Raw genomic sequence first — 18,869 nt, forward strand, 5'->3', positions numbered from 1 at the left:
AGGAAAGTCCACAGGATTTTCCTCCGCTTTTTATGTATAGTCAGCCGGTACGCCCGTGCCGTGCCGCAACGGTTTGTTTCCGGCGTCCATTCAACGCCGGTTCATTTTTTTCAGGAACACAGCATCATGTCACAGCATCACGGAACAGACACCATAGCCGCCGTCGCCACCCCGCTGGGGCAGGGCGGGGTGGGCATCATCCGGCTGAGCGGTCCGCGCAGCCATGCCATACTTACAGCCCTGTTCGACTCCACATCGCCCGGTTTCAGCGGTTTCCGACCGCGGGTGCTGCATCATGGGCGCATTCATGACGGTACGCCGCAGCGCAGGATTCTGGACGATGTGCTGGCGGTGCACATGCCTGCACCGCGTACGTTTACCGGTGAAGATGTGGTGGAAATCAACTGCCATGGCGGGCCTGCCATTCTTGCCGCGGTGCTGGATGCGGTGTTGCGGCAGGGCGCACGGCCCGCGGCGCACGGCGAATTTACCCGACGGGCTTTTCTTAACGGTCGCATGGACCTGACGCAGGCTGAGGCTGTGGCCGAGATGATAGCGGCCCCGGCGGCGGAAGGCGTCCGGCTGGCGCAGGCCCGTCTTGACGGCATGCTTGGCAGACACATAAACGCCCTGCGCGAACGGCTTGAACTGGTACGTGTGCAGTTGTGTGTGGCGGTCGATTTTCCAGAGGATGAAGTGGAATGTCTTGCCCCGGCCGATTTTATGCACGCAGTTGAAGAAACTGCGGATGCTATCCGCAAGCTTATCGGTAACTACGAGCGGGCCCGCTGCTGGCGTGAAGGAGCTCAGGTGGTGCTGGCCGGACAGGTGAATGCCGGCAAATCAAGTCTGCTTAATGCCCTGCTGGGCAGAAAGCGGGCCATAGTGACGGACGTTCCCGGCACCACACGTGATTTTCTGGAAGAAAGCATTACGCTGGACGGGCTGGCCGTGCGTCTGGTTGATACCGCCGGTCTGCGCGAGACAGGCGACATCGTGGAGCAGGAAGGTGTGCGCATGAGCCGCGACCTTGCCGCTCAGGCTGATCTGGTGCTGCTGGTGGTGGATTCACGTCTGGGCACCGGCCCGCATGAGCAGGAACTTATGGCCGCCATGGAAGCCGGATCTGTACTTGTTGTGCTGAACAAGACCGATGCCGCGACCGAGGATGAACTGGATAGGTGTGTCCGGTCACTTGCCGGTCGCCCTTATGTGGCTGTATCTGCCCGTGAAGGAAAGGGGATGGATTCTCTGGCCGCAGCCGTGCGCGAGATGGTGCTGCGCCGCAGCAACGCGCTGACCGCAGATGCTGCCGCATCGGATATGGCACCCAACCTGCGCCAGACGGAAGCCCTGCGGCGCGCGCTTGAAGAGCTGGAAGCGCTGGCTGCCGATATCGTTTCGGGAGTGCCGTATGACCTTGCGGGAGTCCGCCTTGAGTCTGCCTGCTCGGTTCTTTCAGAAATCACGGGCGAAACCACGCCGGATGATATTCTGAACAGGATTTTTGATTCGTTCTGCATCGGCAAGTGATTCTGCCGCCGTGCAAGCCCGTCCGTGCAGGACGGGCTTTTTTTTGTGTGCAGACAATGTGACCTGCATCACAGACAAGGCTCTGCCGGGCGATACACTGCCTGCCTGCCCTGTATAACATCATGATGGAGCTGACATGTCAGAATTAGTGACACAGACTGCGGAAGTGACCGCCTGCCGGGGAGCGCAGGGTAGAAACTGCCGTTTCGGGCTGCATGTGCCCGAAGGATTTACCGCTCAGGTGGACAGCGTGCTTCAGGCATCACCATGGGATGCTTTTTTGCGTAACTCGTTGCGCGGGCCTCTGCGCTGGCACCATGTTTTCCGTGTGGCGGTGTCCGGCTGTCCTAACGGCTGCGCGCGCCCGCATGTCGCCGATATGGGATTTATCAGTGTGTGCACGCCCGGCGTGCATCAAGACGTGTGCACGGGGTGCGGGCGCTGTGCCGCGGCATGCCCTGATGACGCCATAGACATGGGCTCCGGCGTACCTGCATTTGACCCGTTGCGGTGCATTGATTGCGGGCAGTGTCTGCTGCGCTGTCCGGAAAAAGCGCTGAGCTGCCGCCGGCAGGGGCTGCGTGTGATTGCGGGCGGCCGGCTGGGACGCAGACCGCGTCTGGCCACACCGCTGCCCGGTGTTTACGATGGCGCATCTGCTCTTGAAATTCTCAGACGCAGTCTTGATTTTTACATGCTGCACTACGAAGCCGGTCTGCGGTTCGGCACATTAGTGGAAAGCAGGCGGCAGGAGTTTGAAGACTATGTCTGCAGGACGCGATGACCTGACGGTCTGCGGCACCGTGACATTGTGGCTGCTGCCTGTGGCGCCTTGTCTTGCCGTACTGCTTTTTGCCGCTCACTGGCTGCGCGCCGGTCATATCTGGCTGGCCGCAGCGCTGGCCGCTGCCGCCATGCTGCTGTGGCTGCGCAGTGCCTGGCTGCGTGCTGCAGGGGCGGTGTTGCTGACCGGCGCGGGCTACAGCTGGGCGCATACGGCTTCCCTGCTTGTTCAGGGGCGCATTGCAGACGGTGCGGACTGGGTGCGACCCGCGGTCATCATGGGTGCGGTCATAGCTTTCACCGGCGGGGCCATGCTGCTTCTGCTGGGCAAGGCCGCGGCCCGCCGGTACAGCCGTCACCGGCAGACGGCGGGACTGCAGGTTGCGGCCTGCCTGATGGCTTTTGCGCTGCTGTGGGCGGTACGGCACAGGGCCGCCCCGGTTATGCCGCTGCTGGCCGACCGTTTCTGGCCGGGGGCCGGATGGGTGCAGATGCTGGCGGCTTCGGTATATGCCGCATGGGTTGCCCGTCTGCTGTATGCCCCTGCTTCTTCGCGGGTTGTGCGCCCGCGGATATGGGCGTTGTTTTCTGCGGTGTTTTTCGGTCAGCTGGCGTTGGGGCTGCTGGGGGCCGACATGCTGCTTATGACGGGCAATCTGCATCTGCCGGTGCCTGCGCTGATTGTAGCGGCGCCGTTATTCAGAGGCGACGGCTTTTTCATGCTGGGGTTGTTCGGTGTTTCGGTATTGCTGCTGGGGCCTGCGTGGTGCAGCCATCTTTGCTATGTGGGGGCGTGGGATGACCGGTGCAGCCGTTTGGCACAGGGGGCTCAGGCGCCGGTATCGCGCAGGGCCCGTGTGCTGTACCGCGGGATGCTTGCCGGTGTTGTGTTCGGCGGTGCGGTGCTGCTGCGCATGGCAGGGGCTTCTTCTTTTACTGCAGCGACGGCGGCGGTTTTTTTCGGACTGTGTAGCGTGGGGGTGATGGTTTATTTCAGCCGCCGGGCCGGGCGTGTGGTGCACTGCTCGGTGTGGTGTCCGCTTGGTATGGTGGCGGCTCTGGCGGGCCGGATTTCGCCGTGGCGCATGCGCGTGGGGCAGGGGTGCACGCAGTGCGGCGCATGCATGCGGGTGTGCCGCTATTCCGCCATTACTCCTGCAGCGCTGCAAAGAGGCCGGCCGGAAATTTCGTGCACACTGTGCCGCGACTGTACGGCAGTGTGCCGTCCCGCAGCAATGCAGCTGACTTTGGCAGGCATGCGGCCAGACACGGCACGGGCTGTTTTTTCCGCGGTTGCAGCTTCTTTGCATGCTGTTTTTTTGGTTGTGGCGCGTATGTAGCCGCAGTTTGTGGCATCCGGGGGTTTACGGAAGGGGGGCGCTTCATGTATTAGAACGCCGCCGGCTTCTTCCGGCCACGACTTACCGGACCCTGCTCAATGAAGAATATTCCAGAAAAGTATACAAAAAAATTCAGTAAGGATGAGATCAATTCACTGCCTCTCCGGCGGTATACCGGTCCTGTTACGCTTGTGCGTACAGAAGACGAGCTGGAAGCGGCGCTGCGGGCGCTGCATTCTGAAGAATTGATCGGATTTGACACAGAGACCCGTCCCACGTTCCGCAAGGGCAAGATGAATCTGCCTTCGCTTATCCAGTTTGCGGCGCGGGATATGGTCTATCTTATCCATCTTGGTTGGGTGGCCTTCAGTGAAGGCATACAGGACGTATTGTCGTCTCCGCATATCGTGAAGACCGGTGTTGCGGTGCGTGACGACATCAAGGATTTGAAAAAACTGGCCTGTTTTGAAGACGCCGCAGTGGTCGATCTGGGCGAGGTGGCGCGTGAACTGGGCATGGAAACTCACGGATTGCGTAACCTTGCGGCAAATCTGCTTGAATTTCGCATTTCCAAAGCTGCCCAGTGTTCAAACTGGAGTAATCTGGAACTGTCCAGGCAACAGATAAGTTACGCCGCCACAGATGCCTGGGTAAGCCGCGAAATCCACCTGCGGATGCGCGAACTGGGACTTGTTTCATTTTAACGATATTCTGTTTTCGTACTGCGCACGAAAAACGACAGCCGCTTCGGGTACTCCGGAGCGGCTGTCGTTTTTCATGGCGGGCAGGGCCGGTTGTTTGTTACAACATGTTACCGTCGTGCAAGAATAAAATATTTTTATACAATCATTGCAGTATGCTGCTCCGGCGTAACGTGATTGTAACCATGTGCCCATCAAGTTGTCACTCTGGGATGTTGTAAGGCATTCCGTAACTAACCGGAGGCTTGAACGATATGGCGAAGGATCGCTTGCTCGTCGTCGAGGACGACGGGGATATCCTCCAGCTGCTCACATTTACGCTGGAGTCCGCAGGCTTCGAGGTGTTTTCCGCCATGGACGGAAAAACCGGACTGGAGCTGGCGATGCGTGAGAAACCGGATCTTGTGGTGCTGGACCTGATGTTGCCCGGCATGAACGGACTTGATGTCTGCAAGGATCTGAAAAGAATGCCTGAAACGCAGGAAACGCCCGTTATTATGCTGACGGCGCGGGGCGAAGAGGTAGACCGCATCGTAGGGCTGGAGCTGGGCGCTGATGATTATGTCGTCAAGCCGTTCAGTCCCCGCGAGCTTGTGCTGCGCATCAAGGCGGTGCTTAAGCGCGGGGCGCCGTTTACCGAGCAGGAAGAACGGACCCGCTGGCGGGTGAACGGGCTGAGTCTGGATACCGAAGCCCACCGGGTGGAGATTGACGGCGATGAGGTGACCCTGACCGCCACCGAGTTCAAGCTGCTTTTCGAGCTGGTACGCAACAGGGGACGCGTGCGGACCCGCGACCAGCTGCTGAACACGGTCTGGGGATATGAATTTGAAGGTTATGCCCGCACTGTGGATACCCACGTGCGCAGGCTGCGCCAGAAAATAGGCGACTATGCCGGGTATATCGAAACCATACGCGGCGTTGGGTATCGCTTCAGAGAATAACCGGAGTGACGGTAAGCACATGGCAAGCTTGACAAAGATGCATTCAAAGGGACTGGACTTCTTTTACGGAGATTTTCAGGCCCTGCACGACATCAGTCTGGAATTCAGCAACAATCAGGTGACGGCGCTCATAGGGCCTTCCGGTTGTGGCAAAAGCACGTTCCTGCGCTGTCTTAACAGGATGAATGATCTTATTCCCATTTCGCGGGTCGAGGGTGAGATATGCCTCGATAATGACAATATTTATGATCCGCAGGTTGATGTGGTGGAATTGCGTCGGCGTGTGGGCATGGTGTTTCAGAAACCCAACCCCTTTCCCAAGTCCATTTACGAAAATGTGGCCTACGGTCTGCGGGTGAACGGGGTTAAAGATAAAAACTGTCTTGAAGATAAGGTGGAAGAAAGCCTGCGCCATGCGGCGCTATGGGATGAAGTGAAAGACAGGCTGCATGATTCGGCACTGGGACTTTCCGGCGGGCAGCAGCAGCGGTTGTGTATTGCCCGTGCGCTTGCCGTGGAGCCGGAAGTGCTGCTTATGGACGAGCCTGCATCCGCTCTTGATCCCATAGCCACGCAGAAAATCGAAGAGCTTATTCACACGCTCAAGCAGAAGTACACGATAATTATTGTGACCCACAGCATGCAGCAGGCAGCGCGCGTGTCAGATGTGACCGCGTTTTTCTACATGGGCCGTCTCATCGAAACGGGCGACACCGAAGTGATGTTTACGCGGCCCGGCAACAAACAGACCGAAGACTACATAACCGGGCGCTTCGGCTAGCAGGAGCACCTTATGCCCAAGGCAACACATTTTCATCAGGAACTGGCCACTCTGCGCGTCAAGCTGCTTGAGATGGCGGCATATACCCAGCGGAACCTCGAAACTGCCGTCAAGGCGCTTCACCAGCGCGATTATGAGCTGGCGCAGTATGTCATTGATCATGACCGCGATATCAATATGATGGAATGCGAGATTGATGATCTGAGCCTGAAACTGCTTGCGCTGGAACAGCCCATGGCTGTGGACCTGCGGACTGTGGTGGGTATACAGCGGGTCAGCATCAATCTGGAGCGTGTAGGCGATGAAGCCGTGAATATAGCGGAAAAGGCAATGTTTCTGGCATCGCGCCCGCCGTTGCCGTTCAGTGAGAAGCTGACAGAGCTTGCCGATGTGGCGGGAAACATGTTTGCCCATGCGCTGGCGTGTTTCCGTGACAGCAACGTTGAGACGGCTTTTGAAGTGTGCAGGATGGATCTGAAGTGCAACGCGCTGGAGGTCGACCTGCTCAAGGCGCTTATGGATTATATGTCGAAAGAAAGCCCCGCGGTTGAACGGGCTGTGCATACCATTCTTGTTTCGCGTGCGCTGGAACGCGTGGGCGATCTTTCCACCAATATTGCCGAAGCCGTTGTGTTTATTGTGGACGGCCAGAACATCAAGCACCGGTTTTTTGAGTAATCGCAGCCATACAGACGGGATGCGCAGAGCGCATTCCTAACGGCCCGGTGAGGTTATGAAGGCGCCGGCCCTGAGGGTCGGCGTCTTTTGCTATGGGGCCTAGGCCGCGGACTGCCTGTACAGGCGTATGGTGTGCCGTGCCACTGCCACAATTTCTTCCAGGCGGGGAAAGTGGCTTTCGCTGCGGGGCGCAGAGTCGTGCCGCTGCGGAGCGGGCGCCAGCAGCCTTTTACGCAGCGGTTCTGCACGCGAAGGTCCTGCAATGGTTTCAATGGCGCAGCATATCTGTTCCATGGCGCTTTGCGGGCACGAAGTGAACTGACAGGCCCTTGCCACGCTTTCGTGCAGCGGGATTTCGGGCGATAGCAGCGAACCGTGCAGAAACGCCCCCGCGGCCACTGACAGTCTGCCCTCACGCACCAGTGCCGCGGCACTCTGGAGCATAGGGTTGGCTTCTGTGCCGCTCACCTGCATCAGTTCGGCAAATACCGCGCGGGCTTCGCGGAACCGTTCACATCGCAGGTGGGCTTCTCCGGCAAGTTTGAGACATCGCAGATAGTTGTCGGTATTACCCTTGGCTTTCCAGCAGCGGGCCATGCCGTTCAGGGCTTCGGCGTGCAGCATGTTGATGCGGGCGGCATGGCCGAAAGCTTTCAGTGCCGCGTCGTACCTTTGTTCGGAAAGGTATTCCATGCCTCTGGCAAAATACTCATCATCCGGTTCGCCGCGCGCCGTCAGTACGCTGGTAAATGCGGCCAGCGCTTCGTCGAACTGTTTTTTGTCCAGCGTCTGTTCGCCTGTGTGCATCAGCAGGGCGGCGGCGGTGTTTCTGCGCATGATGGTACGGGCACGCTGCATCTGGGCTGCAAAGCGTTCCATGGTATAGGGCCGCAGCAGCATGCCGCAGCAGCCGCTTTGCAGTGCCCGGGCAACCGATGCCCGCGTGGCGGAGGCGCTGAGCAGAATGACAGGGATACGTTGCAGCAGGGGGTGTCTTGACAGTATGGCGTTGAATTCAAGACCGGACATATCCTGCAGGGTGTCGTCACACAGGATGACATCCACACCGGCCCAGTGGGTCTGACTGTGCCGTGTGCTTTCGGTATCCAGCCACTGCGCGGCCTGCACACCGGAACTGAACGTGTGCACTGTGCGTATGCCGCAGCTGCGCAGCGAGGCTTTGTCCAGCGACAGAACACCGGTGCTGGCAGAAACGGCCAGTGCCGCAAACCCGTTGCCGGAAGAAGCGGAAAATGCAGGCGCCGTACGCGCCGTAGATTCATTCATGATGGTCAGCCTGTTGCCGTGCCGCCCGCAAGGGGGAGAGAAGAGCGGCCGTTACTGACAATCATATCGGCTGAAGCTGCGGCGGCTTTAGCCTTGTACAAAGAAAACCGCCCGCAAAGCGGGCGGTCGGGACTTCGGGTCATCCCCATACCTTGCAGGCAAGAGATACCAGTGCCAGTATGGAGAACAAGCCTGTGGCGATATACAGGCGCTCGAATGACATATGCGATCCCCCGGGTTGATGGTCGTCATCATCCCCTCCCGCAATCCGAGCCTATTTGTACAACGGAATGACCTTGGCGATACGCTGGCTCATCGCAACGGCGGGTCGTTCCGGCTGGCGGTTCAGTGTGCGTTCGTAGCCGAAATTTGATGCGCACTGGTGGCAGCGCCACTCTCCGCCCTGTTCGGCCAGCCTGACCAGCAGGCCGTCCTTGTTATAACATTCCGGGCAGAACGGCCCCTGCCGTATACTGCCTGTCTGCAGCCAGTAGCTGGCACCGTCAAATACGAGATTTTTAGAAATATATAAAATATCTTCGTATTCCTGCACCTGAGCTTTCAGCATCGTGTTTTCGTCACATGCCGCCACATAGCTGGTCTGCAGTTCCTGCAGCAGGCTTTTCGCCTCTTCGGGGCGGCCTTTCAGATACAGTTCATGAACCTGTTTAAAACGGTAATAATCGAGCATGAGTGTACTCCGCAGTAGTCCGTGTGCGGACTGTTACGCGCTTTACCACACCCTATGCAATCGGCAGCCGGCAGATTTTCTTTAGAGCTGCTGTACGGGAAAAACGGGTTGAGGCTGTTTTCGTGCTATTCGTACCTCGGTAGTGTTTTTTCCATGCCGATGAAGAAAGAAAGCAGGGCAGGCACCACGAACACGGTGAACAGAGTGGAAATGGCAAGCCCGCCCAGCACTACGGCACCCAGACCGCGGTAGAGTTCGGACCCGGGACCGGGCGCAACCACCAGCGGCAGCATGCCGAAAAGCGAGGTGGTCGCGCTCATGAAAATGGGCCGCAGGCGGGTGCGTACGGATTCGCGTATGGCCTGCTGCGGGTCCATGCCCAGTTCGCGGATATTGTTCAGCGACTGATGGACGATGAGAATGGCGTTGTTGACCACCACCCCGATAAGAATGATGAATCCGAGCATGGTCAGTACGTCCATGGGTTGCGGGGCTACCAGCAGGTTTTCAAGACGCAGCCCGATGATACCGCCGGCTGCGGCCAGCGGAACAGTGAACATGATGAGCAGCGGGTAGACAAAGTTGCCGAAAAGAGCCGCCATCAGCAGGTAGGTGATAACCAGCGCCAGCAGAAAGTTCCATTGCAGGGCGTTGCGGGTCTGGGTCAGTTTGTCTGCGGCACCGGATATGGACGATTTGATTCCGGCAAGGGGGCCTTTTTCCAGTTTAGGAATGATGTCGTTTTCTATCTGTTCCATGGCCTGCTGCAACGGTACGTCTTTCGGGGGCGTCACCTGCAGGGTGACGGTACGCTGGCGTTCCAGATGCCGTATCTGGGTTATGCCGTAGGTACGTTCCAGCAGCGCCAGTGAAGAAACCGGCACCGTACCGCCGGCCGGTGTTGCCACCAGCGCTTTGTATACGGCCTCCGGGGTGCTCAGCGCCGTATCATCGGTTTTGAGCACAAGATCGATTTTCTTTTTGCCTTCTTCTTTGAACTCGCTGATTTTTCTGCCGTCCATCAGCACGTCTACGGCAATGCCCAGATCTTCGGCACTCATGCCAGCGGCACGCAGCCGTTCGCGGTCGGGGATCAGGCGCACTTCGGGAAACAGCAGCTCCAGCGAAGGCAGCGGGCGTATCTGGGCGCCGGGAATTTCGGCCATCAGCGTGCCGAAAAGCGCCCCCGCACCGGCCACCAGCTGGTCAAGGTCTGCGGCCCGCAGGTCCACTTCAATGGTTCTGCCCTTACCCAGCGAAGTCTGAAAAATACCCGCCTGCAGGCTGACGCCGAACATGCCCGGAATAGAATTCATGATGCGGCTGAACAACGGCACCAGCTCGCCGGCGCGTTGTTCGTACATGCTGGTGGCACCGAACATCATGAAATCAGGCGCACCCACGTAAAACAGGTTGTCGATGGCGGGAATGCCTCCCGTGTCCTGCTGCACATGGGGCTGTGCCTGCGCGTAGATGTACTGGCCGATGTCCTGCCGTTCTTCCATGGAAAGGCCTGGCGGCGGTATGAGAATGGAAAGCACAAGGTTTCTGTTGCCTTGCGGCAGGTATTCCATTTTGGGAAAAAAGAGCACTGCCGACCCTACCGAGAGGGTTGTAAGCAGCAGAATAGTTACCGATTTGGTCAGCGCATTACGCAGGGCCATGCGCACAATGCCCATCATGACAGCGGAAAAACCTCTGCCTGCGGCATTGACGGCTGCTATGCCTTTTCTGGGGCCTTTTTTGCGGGCAAAGGAAAAAAAGAGGTTTGCCAGCATGGGGATGACAGATATGGAAACAAACAGTGACAGAATGATGGCGCAGGTGACGGCGATGGCGATGTCCTTGAAAAGCTGGCCTGCTTCCTGTTCTATGAAGACCACGGGCAGAAACACCGCCACCGTGGTCAGCGTGGATGCAAGTACCGCCCCCCCACACTTCGCGTGTGCCTTCGTAGGCGGCCTTATAGGGAGACTTGCCCATGCTTCTGTGCCTGTCGATGTTTTCCAGCACCACGATGGCGTTATCCACCAGCATGCCCACCGCGAATGAAATGCCCGCCAGACTGACAACGTTGAGGTTGCGGCCGAACAGATTCATGAAAATGAATGTGCCGACAACAGATATGGGTATGGCTACGGCCACAATGACGGTGGATGATACCGATTGCAGGAACACCAGCAGCACGCATACAGCCAGCACACCGCCTATGATGATGTTCTGTTTCACCAGATCGATGGCGCCGTTGATGTAGGGGCGCTGGTCGGAAGACCATTCAAAGAAAAGGCCGTTTTCTTTGAGAATACCGTCATTGAGAGCGTTTACGACAGCTTCGGTGTCGTTGGTCACGTCCAGCACGTTTGCGCCCGGCTCGGCCTTGATGCCGCATACGATACCGGCATCGCCGTTGTGCTGGATGGACACCGTGCGCTTTGCATACCCGAAGCTGACTCTGGCCACGTCGCCCACCCGTATCCTGTTCTGTCCGGTGGACTGGATGACAACCTGCTCGATATCGTCGGGCGAAGAAAAATTGCCCACAGTGCGGATGCGGTAGGCACGGCGCCCCACATCCAGATTGCCTGCCGATATGTTGACGTTTTCAGCTTCCAGTACGCGGCGCAGGTCATTTATGGTCAGACCGTGCGCGGCCAGCCGGGAAGGGTCTATCATCACCTGCATTTCACGTTCGGTGCCGCCGTAAACCATCAGTTCGGCCACGCCTTTGACGCGTTCCAGATCCTGCCTTACCTCGTCTTCAAAAAAAGTGCGGTATGTTTCCACCGAGCGCGGATTGTCCGGCAGCGCCTTGAGCACCATCCAGACGATGGGCGAAGATGAGGCGCCTGTGGCAGAGATGACAGGACGGTCCACGTTGTCGGGGTATGAAGGTACTTCGTCGAGTTTGTTGGATACGCGCAGCACTGCATCGTCAAGGTTGGTTCCCACAGCAAAGCGCAGCGTGATTTCACCCCGTCCGTTGGAAGCCGTGCTTTCCATGACCAGCAGCCCCGTAAGCCCTTTGAGGGCTTTTTCCTGCTCTTCCAGTACATCACGTTCCACTTCGTAGGGCGTGGCGCCTGTCCATGTGGTTCGCACGGTTATTTCGGGTTCGGTTACCGTGGGGCTGAGCTGGTACGGCATGCCCAGCAGTCCGAGTGTGCCGAAAAGCGCAATGAGAATGACCCCCACAAGAATGGAGACAGGCTTGCGAATGGAAAATTGTAAGAAGTCCATGGTGCGTCCGCTGGTCAGGGTTGGGGTGCAAGAGTGAAAAACATGGCATTCATACATGAATGGCAGTGTGAAATAAAGGGAAACGGTGGTGCTGTGCCTGAGGGCGGCACATGCGCAGGTTGCAGTTTTGCTGCGTGCAAGTATGCGCAAATTGCGCGCGGAGGGCATTTATAACAGGTGAGATGCTGCGGGAGCCCCCGCGGGCCGGACCTGCGGGCATGCGGAGACAAGGTTTAAGGACAGGCAAGAGGACGGCTGTGGCGGCATGACCGGACGCCGGAGCAGAGGGGGCAGGGTTTGCAGGCCGTCCGGAAAATAGGTTTGGGTGGCGCATGTCGTATGCGGCCGGCAGAAGGGTAATGCCGGTCAGCTGCTATGAACGCAGCAGTCCGGAGAGCAGCGCGCCGGTGCGGCTGCGCGTCTCTGCATATTCCTGCGGAGTCATTCCCGCGCCCAGAGCCACGGCGCGCCGCAGGTCGGCATTGATGAACTGCGACGGCTCGCATACGCCGCCCGTGACGGCAACGGGTGCACCTGCGGCGCGTGCCGCAACGGCGACATGTCCGTTGGCCAGAGCCTGCGTACCGCAGGCGGTGATATCCAGCATCGTGCCGCGTTCGGCCGCAAAGGCGGCTTCTTCCTCACTTATCAGGCCGGGGGCGGCCAGCAGGTCGCAGCCTGCGCCGATGGCTGCCAGATTAGTACCTTCTTCCGCGTACGACCCGAGGTACTGCCCCAGCACAGATACAAACCGTGCGCCCAGCGAGCGGGCCTCCTGCACCGCGTCGGGAATCAGCGCGGGAGGCATGTGGGCTATTTCGCAACCGGCGATAACTTCTATGCCGCCGAAAAGAGACAGCCGGCGTACTGCGGGCACCAGCTGTGCCAGAGTGGCCGTCATGGTGACGGAATCCACCTGTTCGGTCAGTACCATGGCGCGCAGTCCGGCCAAGCGCCCCATGCGTGCGGCCTGTGCCGGAGACATGCTTCCCCGGCTCAGAGAAGAGCAGACTCGCAGTTCTATCATCGTACGTCCTTGTGGTGAATACCGGCGGTGCCGGAAGGTCTCCGGTCACATTTTATATCTTGTGACGGGGTCCAGTTTGCGCAGCAGCTCTTCCAGTTCTTCGTCGGACTGTTTTTCCGCTTCTTCGGGGCGGAGAAAAGAAGCAGCGGCGTCAGCGGGTCTGCGCAGCAGGGCGGGATCGCCCTGAGACGGTTTAAGGCGCGACTCTTCGGCCAGCCGCAGCACTTCATCACTTACGCGGATGGGGGCTCCGGCGCGCAGAGCCAGCGCCACCGCATCGGACGGGCGCGAGTCCACTCTGGAAAGGGTGCTGCCGCAGGTGATCTCCAGTTCCGCGTAGTAGGTTCCTTCCCGCAGTCCGGTCACATTGACGGAAACAAGGCGGGCACCCAGCGAAGACAGCGTGGACAGCATGAGATCGTGTGTGAGCGGACGGGGCGTTTCCTCCTCGTTGAGGGCTATGGATATGGCCATGGCCTCCATGGCGCCCACCCAGATGGGCAGGACATCCTTGCCGTCCTTCTGCTGCAGGATGAGTATGGGGGCTTTGCTGGTCTCGTCCAGCGACAGGCCCAGAACTTTCATTTCAATCAGCATGATTCCCCCGCGGGTTCGCCCGTCAGCGAGTGTTTGCGTGCGGCGGTCACTGTGACGGGCATTATTTTGCCGTACAGGTCTGCGGGTGCGGGCAGGTGTACGTTCAGTATAAAGCCGTGCTCGTCCCGTCCCTGCCATGAGGATGCCGTCCGGCCCGATTCTTCCGCTGCATTCTGTGCGTCCGTACCGGAACCGGCTGCACTTTTGGGGCTGGGGCTTTCAAACAGCACCATGACTGTTTTGCCGACCATAGCCTGCAGCGCTGCTTCACTGTATTCATTCTGCACTTCCTGCAGCCTGACAAGCCGTGCGGTTTTTTCTTCGCGCGAAAGCTTGCCGGGCAGCATCTCAGCCCGTGTGCCGGGCCTGTCGGAATAGATGAATGAAAAGCTCTGAACAAAGGGCACGGTGCGCATGGCATCCAGCGTCTGTTCAAAATCTGCTTCCGTTTCGCCCGGAAAACCGACTATGAGGTCGCTGGTTATCTGAATGTCGGGGCGGACCGCTTTCAGACGGGTAACAATGTCCATGTAGCGGGCCATGTCGTATTTGCGGCCCATGGCTTTGAGCACTCTGTCAGAACCGGACTGCAGCGGCAGGTGTACTCTGGGGCAGAGATTTTTCAGCGCTCCGAAGGCTTCAATGACTTCACCGGCTATGTCTTTGGGATGCGGAGTCATGAAACGCAGCCTTTCAAGACCGGGTATGGCAGCCACGTCATGCAGCAGCCGGGCAAACGTTGTCCCGTCGCCGTGCGGATCAAGCCCGTAGGAATTAACGTTCTGCCCCAGCAGGGTGATTTCCCGCGCTCCGTTGCCGACCAGCGTTCTGCATTCGTCCAGCACGGCGGCCGAACTGCGCGATTTCTGCCTGCCGCGGGTGTAGGGCACAATGCAGTATGCGCAGAAGTTGTTGCACCCCTGCATAATATTGACATACGCGGAGACAGGTACTTCGCCGTTTTCCCACCCTGCATCGCGTTCGGGAAATTCTTCGGAAAAATCCAGCAGGCTGATGCGGGCGTGCGGTTCCTGCACCAGCCGTTCGATGGCCTGCGGCGCGCTGGCTGCCCCGTCGGTGCCGAATACCAGCCGGACCTGACTGAACCGCTTGAAAAAGCCTTTGCCTATCTGCTGCGCCACGCAGCCGCCCACACATACGGTCACATTCCGTCTGTTTTTTGTTTCTCTGCGTATGCGTCCGAGCAGTGAATAGACTTTCTGTTCCGGTTTGTCGCGGACTGAACAGGTGTTGATGATGTATATGGCGGCCTCATGTTCCGGAACCTGTGTAAAGCCGCGGGCTTCCAGGGCACGCGCCAGCCAGTCGGAATCGTTGACGTTCATCTGGCAGCCAAAGGTCATTATATGGAAAGTTCTTTCATGCATGGCATTCGGGGTACGATAGATTCATAAAAAACAGTGCGCGCGGCAACAGCGGGCGCACCGTGGAAAAACAGGGCAACACGGAAGGAGCAGACTCAGCTGCGGGAAGCGGTTCCGTTTTTTTCAGGGACGGAGGGAGGCTCTGCCTGCTGTCCGTCTTCCTGCGCCGCGGGGTCTTCTTCCCGGAACATGGCGGGCACCGGTTCGCCGGCTGCCCGTATGCCCACCACCGCAAAGACGCACAGCGGGATGATAAAGCACATGAAACCCCAGAAATAGGGATTCAGATTTTTTTTGCGGGCATGGTATATGCCGATGGCCGGGGCGATAAGCCAGATAAGCAGCATGTAGACATAGCCTAAATCGGTAAAGGAAAAATGAATCATGAGGTATGATGTCACCTGATGTTGTTGTTTGTCCGGGGGCGGCAGGGCCGGTGCCGCTGCTGCCGTGTCTGGCACACAGATAAGTCATAACGGACAGGTGCGCAAGGAAGGCTGCGGCGGCAGTCTGCACCGGCAGTCTGCACAGGGCGGACCCGGAAGCGGTGTCCGCGCTGTTTGTTTTGTTCTTGTGGGCACCTGCAGGCTATGCCATACTTGCGCGGTATGGTTTTGAATAATTCCGGAGGTTGGCAATGAAAAAAATGAAAGTCCGCGGCATGCAGACACCCGACTGCGCTGCTACCCTGACCAAGTCCATTGAAACTGTGGACGGCGTGGAAGATGTTCACATCAACCTTGCCACCGGTGAAATCACTTACGGCCCCGCAGAGTGCGTGGACATGTCACTTGTAAAAGAGCAGGTGCGCAAGGCCGGTTACGAAGTGGAAGAAGACTAGCCCCGCTGTCGGCAGACCGACTACAGGAGCCTCTGCCCGTGCGGAGGCTCTTTTTTTGTGCGCCGGCACCGGTTCCCGGCACATGCGGCACATGCGGCGCAGGATGCGGACGCGGCATCAGCGGCTGTGCCGGAATGCCGGAGGGCGCATGAGCCGGAGACGGGTTTTCACACCACGCTGCATCTGCCGGAACAAAAGCCTGTTTTGCGGCTTATGCGGGGACTGCGATGCTGTCTGGACCTGCGCAGTAAAAAGGCCCGCCTTGCGGCGGGCCTTGCTTTTCATTCATCCTCTGTTGCCGGCGGGCAGCAGTGGACGCCGCAGAGATCAGGCTCCCATGATCTGCCTGAGGCAGGCAAATGCGTCTTCAACCCCCTGAGGGTCGGTGCCGCCGGCCTGAGCCATATCGGGGCGCCCGCCGCCGGAACCGCCTATTCTGGCTGCCACGTCCTTGATAAGCGCCGGTGCGGTGAACCGGTCGTGCAGGTCTTTGCTTACGGCAATGAGCATGTGCACCTTATCGCCATCTACGGCCACAAGACATGCCACGCCGGAGGTCATTTTTGAACGGACATCGTCCATGACTTCGCGCAGGGCTTTCACGTTGGCACCCGGCAGCGAGGCAGCCAGCAGTTTTACGCCGTTCACTTCCTCCACGCTGTCCATCAGATTGCGGCCCTTGCCCGAAGCAGCCTGCGCAGCCAGCTTTTCCATATCCTTTTTCAGGGTACGTACTTCTTTTTGCAGTGTTTTTACACGTCCTGCAATGTCGCCGGGCTTTCCTTTCACCAGACCTGCCACTTCGTGCAGTTCAGCGCGCTGCCGCATGAACAGCCGTACGGCATCCCATCCGGTGACGGCTTCGATGCGACGTACACCGGCGGCCACTCCTGATTCGGAGGTGATGTAGAAAGACCCTGCCTGTCCGGTGGCGCGCAGATGCGTTCCGCCGCACAGTTCCACAGATTCACCGGGAATGGAAACCACACGCACTTCCGATTCGTATTTTTCGCCGAAGAGGGCCATGGCGCCTTTCTGTACGGCGTCGTCATAGGCCATGTGTTCGGAGTTGAGAGCTATATCGGACAGAATGACGCGGTTGACTTCGTTTTCCACGGCAAGAATTTCTTCAGGCGTCATGGCACTGATATGCGTAAAGTCGAAACGCAGTCTTTCCGGGCCGACCAGCGAACCGGCCTGTTTGACGTGGTCGCCCAGCACCTTGCGCAGGGCGGCGTGCAGGATGTGGGTGCAGGTGTGGTTGCGCGCAGAGGCAAAGCGCTGCCCTTCGCGTACGGTAAGGGTAACGGCCTGATCGCGCAGCAGTTGGCCCTGAGATACTTTGACCACGTGCACCAGCAGTTTGGCAGAGGGCTTCAGAGTGTCAGTCACTTCAGCCGATCCGGTTTCGGAAACTGCGTCGCCGGTATCACCCAGCTGGCCGCCCGATTCTCCGTAGAAGGGCGTGCGGGTGGATACCAGATAGCCTGCGGCACCTGCAGGCAGGGCTTCGACGGACTCCATGTCTTCGCCGAGCAGCGCGATGATGCGGCTTTCGGCTGACAGATGGTCATAGCCCACAAATTCCGATGCGATGCCTTCTTCCAGCAGGGCCTGAAAACGGGCTGCCAGAGTCTGCTCGCCGCCGCCTTTCCATGCGGCCTTGGCCCGGCTTTTCTGCTCCTGCATCAGTTTCTTAAAGCCGTCCTCGTCAACGGAGAAACCGCGTTTTTCAGCGATATCATTAACGATATCAAGCGGGAATCCGAAGGTGTCGTACAGCTTGAACGCCACATCGCCGGCAACGCAGGTGCTGTTGCGGGCAGTCAGTGCAGACAGTTCGTCCTCAAGCAGCAGCAGGCCTTTATCCAGCGTTTTGTTGAAGCGTTCTTCTTCTTCACGCACCACGCGGGCCATGAAGTCTTTGTTTTCAAGCAGTTCGGGGAAGGCTCCGCCCATTTCCTCCACAACCTTGAGCGCCGTTTTGTACAGATACGAACCTTCCAGCCCGATAAGTCTGCCGAAACGGTAGGCACGCCGGATAAGACGGCGCAGCACATAGCCGCGGCCCTCGTTGGACGGCAGAATGCCGTCGGCAATCATAAAGGCGATGGCGCGGCTGTGGTCGGCGATGACGCGCAGAGCCGTGTCGGTGTCTTCCGAATCTTTGCGGTAGGATACACCTGCCAGTTCGGCCGTGTAATTGATGAACGCCTGAAAGAGATCGCAGTCGAAGTTGGAGCGCACATTCTGGCAGACAGCCGCTATGCGTTCCAGTCCCATGCCGGTATCGATGCAGGGGTTGGGCAGCGGTGTGCGGGTGCCGTCAGGGGCCTGATCGTACTGCATGAACACCAGGTTCCATATTTCAAGAAAACGGTCACAGTCGCATTTGCCTATGCCGCAGTCCGGCCCGCAGGCCATGTCGGCACCCTGATCAATATGAATTTCGGAGCAGGGCCCGCAGGGACCCGTGTCGCCCATGGACCAGAAGTTGTCTTTTTCGCCCAGCCGGTAGATGCGTTCGGACGGCACACCGGCAACGCTCTGCCACAGTTTTTCGGCTTCGTCGTCGTCCCGGTATATGGTGATGTACAGCTTTTCCTTGGGCAGCTTCAGTTCTTCGGTAATGAACGACCATGCGAAGCGTATGGCGTCTTCCTTGAAGTAGTCGCCGAAGGAAAAGTTGCCCAGCATTTCAAAGAACGTGTGGTGGCGCGCGGTGCGGCCCACGTTTTCAAGGTCGTTGTGCTTGCCGCCCACACGCAGACACTTCTGCGATGTGGTCGCGCGGCTGTATGCGCGTTTTTCCTGCCCCAGAAAAATCTTTTTGAACTGCACCATGCCCGCATTGGTGAACAGCAGTGTGGGGTCGTCGTTGGGCACAAGCGACGAAGAATCCACGACCTCGTGGCCGTTCTTCCGGAAAAATTCAAGAAAGCGGTGCCTGATTTCGTTGGCAGTGATCACAGTTTCCTCTCCTGTCCAGTATGGTATCGTGCGCGACAGTCCGTGTGTTCAAAAAAGCCGCCCCTTTCGGGGCG

General features: G+C 58.5%; 15 protein-coding genes and 1 pseudogene. 8 read left to right on the plus strand and 8 right to left on the minus strand.

Annotated features, from left to right (window positions below):
- The first annotated feature begins 126 nt into the window (after window positions 1–126).
- The 7 genes from mnmE to phoU all read left to right on the plus strand — a co-directional run bounded on the left by mnmE (window position 127) and on the right by phoU (window position 6,760).
- Window positions 127–1,533, plus strand: coding sequence for a tRNA uridine-5-carboxymethylaminomethyl(34) synthesis GTPase MnmE (mnmE, locus tag ACZ5D1_RS06380; RefSeq protein WP_027181233.1), 1,407 nt, complete (start codon window positions 127–129; stop codon window positions 1,531–1,533).
- Between the two features lie 136 nt (window positions 1,534–1,669).
- A complete protein-coding gene (locus tag ACZ5D1_RS06385) occupies window positions 1,670–2,317 on the plus strand; it encodes a 4Fe-4S binding protein (protein ID WP_464556277.1) in 648 nt (215 codons plus the stop codon).
- Window positions 2,298–3,656: a 4Fe-4S binding protein gene (locus ACZ5D1_RS06390; RefSeq protein WP_464556278.1), complete on the plus strand. Its 1,359-nt coding sequence runs from the start codon at window positions 2,298–2,300 to the stop codon at window positions 3,654–3,656. Before ACZ5D1_RS06385 ends, ACZ5D1_RS06390 begins: the two co-directional genes overlap by 20 nt.
- A gap of 98 nt (window positions 3,657–3,754) precedes the next feature.
- On the plus strand, window positions 3,755–4,360 hold the full coding sequence (locus ACZ5D1_RS06395; RefSeq protein WP_011368259.1) for a 3'-5' exonuclease: 606 nt from the start codon (window positions 3,755–3,757) through the stop codon (window positions 4,358–4,360).
- 251 nt (window positions 4,361–4,611) lie between these two features.
- Window positions 4,612–5,301: a response regulator gene (locus ACZ5D1_RS06400; RefSeq protein WP_464556280.1), complete on the plus strand. Its 690-nt coding sequence runs from the start codon at window positions 4,612–4,614 to the stop codon at window positions 5,299–5,301.
- A gap of 19 nt (window positions 5,302–5,320) precedes the next feature.
- Complete coding sequence (gene pstB / locus ACZ5D1_RS06405; RefSeq protein WP_011368257.1) at window positions 5,321–6,082, plus strand: phosphate ABC transporter ATP-binding protein PstB; 762 nt, start codon at window positions 5,321–5,323, stop codon at window positions 6,080–6,082.
- A gap of 12 nt (window positions 6,083–6,094) precedes the next feature.
- Complete coding sequence (gene phoU, locus ACZ5D1_RS06410) at window positions 6,095–6,760, plus strand: phosphate signaling complex protein PhoU (RefSeq protein ID WP_027181231.1); 666 nt, start codon at window positions 6,095–6,097, stop codon at window positions 6,758–6,760.
- A 99-nt stretch (window positions 6,761–6,859) separates the two neighbouring features.
- Here phoU and ACZ5D1_RS06415 read toward each other — a convergent pair whose 3' ends face one another.
- The 7 genes and pseudogenes from ACZ5D1_RS06415 to ACZ5D1_RS06445 all read right to left on the minus strand — a co-directional run bounded on the left by ACZ5D1_RS06415 (window position 6,860) and on the right by ACZ5D1_RS06445 (window position 15,370).
- Window positions 6,860–8,047: a response regulator gene (locus ACZ5D1_RS06415; protein ID WP_464556282.1), complete on the minus strand. Its 1,188-nt coding sequence runs from the start codon at window positions 8,045–8,047 to the stop codon at window positions 6,860–6,862.
- A gap of 274 nt (window positions 8,048–8,321) precedes the next feature.
- Window positions 8,322–8,738: a hypothetical protein gene (locus ACZ5D1_RS06420; RefSeq protein ID WP_011368254.1), complete on the minus strand. Its 417-nt coding sequence runs from the start codon at window positions 8,736–8,738 to the stop codon at window positions 8,322–8,324.
- Window positions 8,739–8,863: 125 nt separating this feature from the next.
- Window positions 8,864–11,975, minus strand: a pseudogene (locus ACZ5D1_RS06425) (efflux RND transporter permease subunit).
- Between the two features lie 373 nt (window positions 11,976–12,348).
- Window positions 12,349–13,002, minus strand: a complete 654-nt coding sequence (locus ACZ5D1_RS06430) for a histidinol phosphate phosphatase domain-containing protein (protein WP_464556283.1) — start codon at window positions 13,000–13,002, stop codon at window positions 12,349–12,351.
- 45 nt (window positions 13,003–13,047) lie between these two features.
- Window positions 13,048–13,599 (minus strand): bifunctional nuclease family protein, encoded by a 552-nt coding sequence (locus ACZ5D1_RS06435; RefSeq protein WP_464556285.1) that lies wholly within the window; start codon window positions 13,597–13,599, stop codon window positions 13,048–13,050.
- Window positions 13,593–14,987 carry a tRNA (N6-isopentenyl adenosine(37)-C2)-methylthiotransferase MiaB gene (gene miaB / locus ACZ5D1_RS06440; protein WP_464556286.1) on the minus strand — a complete coding sequence of 465 codons (1,395 nt, stop codon included), beginning with the start codon at window positions 14,985–14,987 and terminating at the stop codon, window positions 13,593–13,595. Before miaB ends, ACZ5D1_RS06435 begins: the two co-directional genes overlap by 7 nt.
- Before the next feature lie 92 nt (window positions 14,988–15,079).
- The gene (locus ACZ5D1_RS06445; protein ID WP_011368249.1) at window positions 15,080–15,370 is read right to left on the minus strand and encodes a hypothetical protein; all 291 of its coding nucleotides are present in this window, start codon (window positions 15,368–15,370) and stop codon (window positions 15,080–15,082) included.
- Between the two features lie 251 nt (window positions 15,371–15,621).
- Between ACZ5D1_RS06445 and ACZ5D1_RS06450 the strand changes: the two genes are divergently transcribed.
- The gene (locus ACZ5D1_RS06450) at window positions 15,622–15,825 is read left to right on the plus strand and encodes a heavy-metal-associated domain-containing protein (RefSeq protein WP_011368248.1); all 204 of its coding nucleotides are present in this window, start codon (window positions 15,622–15,624) and stop codon (window positions 15,823–15,825) included.
- Between the two features lie 327 nt (window positions 15,826–16,152).
- Here ACZ5D1_RS06450 and alaS read toward each other — a convergent pair whose 3' ends face one another.
- Window positions 16,153–18,795, minus strand: coding sequence for an alanine--tRNA ligase (gene alaS / locus ACZ5D1_RS06455; RefSeq protein WP_464556287.1), 2,643 nt, complete (start codon window positions 18,793–18,795; stop codon window positions 16,153–16,155).
- Between the last annotated feature and the right edge of the window lie 74 nt (window positions 18,796–18,869).

It is taken from the genome of Oleidesulfovibrio vietnamensis (assembly GCF_055388115.1).

Excerpts from the sequence above, each read along its gene's own strand:
- mnmE (WP_027181233.1), top strand. The coding sequence starts at position 127 with ATGTCACAGCATCACGGAACAGACACCATAGCCGCCGTCGCCACCCCG.
- ACZ5D1_RS06385 (WP_464556277.1), top strand. The coding sequence starts at position 1,670 with ATGTCAGAATTAGTGACACAGACTGCGGAAGTGACCGCCTGCCGGGGA.
- ACZ5D1_RS06390 (WP_464556278.1), top strand. The coding sequence starts at position 2,298 with ATGTCTGCAGGACGCGATGACCTGACGGTCTGCGGCACCGTGACATTG.
- ACZ5D1_RS06395 (WP_011368259.1), top strand. The coding sequence starts at position 3,755 with ATGAAGAATATTCCAGAAAAGTATACAAAAAAATTCAGTAAGGATGAG.
- ACZ5D1_RS06400 (WP_464556280.1), top strand. The coding sequence starts at position 4,612 with ATGGCGAAGGATCGCTTGCTCGTCGTCGAGGACGACGGGGATATCCTC.
- pstB (WP_011368257.1), top strand. The coding sequence starts at position 5,321 with ATGGCAAGCTTGACAAAGATGCATTCAAAGGGACTGGACTTCTTTTAC.
- phoU (WP_027181231.1), top strand. The coding sequence starts at position 6,095 with ATGCCCAAGGCAACACATTTTCATCAGGAACTGGCCACTCTGCGCGTC.
- ACZ5D1_RS06415 (WP_464556282.1), bottom strand. The coding sequence starts at position 8,047 with ATGAATGAATCTACGGCGCGTACGGCGCCTGCATTTTCCGCTTCTTCC.
- ACZ5D1_RS06420 (WP_011368254.1), bottom strand. The coding sequence starts at position 8,738 with ATGCTCGATTATTACCGTTTTAAACAGGTTCATGAACTGTATCTGAAA.
- ACZ5D1_RS06430 (WP_464556283.1), bottom strand. The coding sequence starts at position 13,002 with ATGATAGAACTGCGAGTCTGCTCTTCTCTGAGCCGGGGAAGCATGTCT.
- ACZ5D1_RS06435 (WP_464556285.1), bottom strand. The coding sequence starts at position 13,599 with ATGCTGATTGAAATGAAAGTTCTGGGCCTGTCGCTGGACGAGACCAGC.
- miaB (WP_464556286.1), bottom strand. The coding sequence starts at position 14,987 with ATGCATGAAAGAACTTTCCATATAATGACCTTTGGCTGCCAGATGAAC.
- ACZ5D1_RS06445 (WP_011368249.1), bottom strand. The coding sequence starts at position 15,370 with ATGATTCATTTTTCCTTTACCGATTTAGGCTATGTCTACATGCTGCTT.
- ACZ5D1_RS06450 (WP_011368248.1), top strand. The coding sequence starts at position 15,622 with ATGAAAAAAATGAAAGTCCGCGGCATGCAGACACCCGACTGCGCTGCT.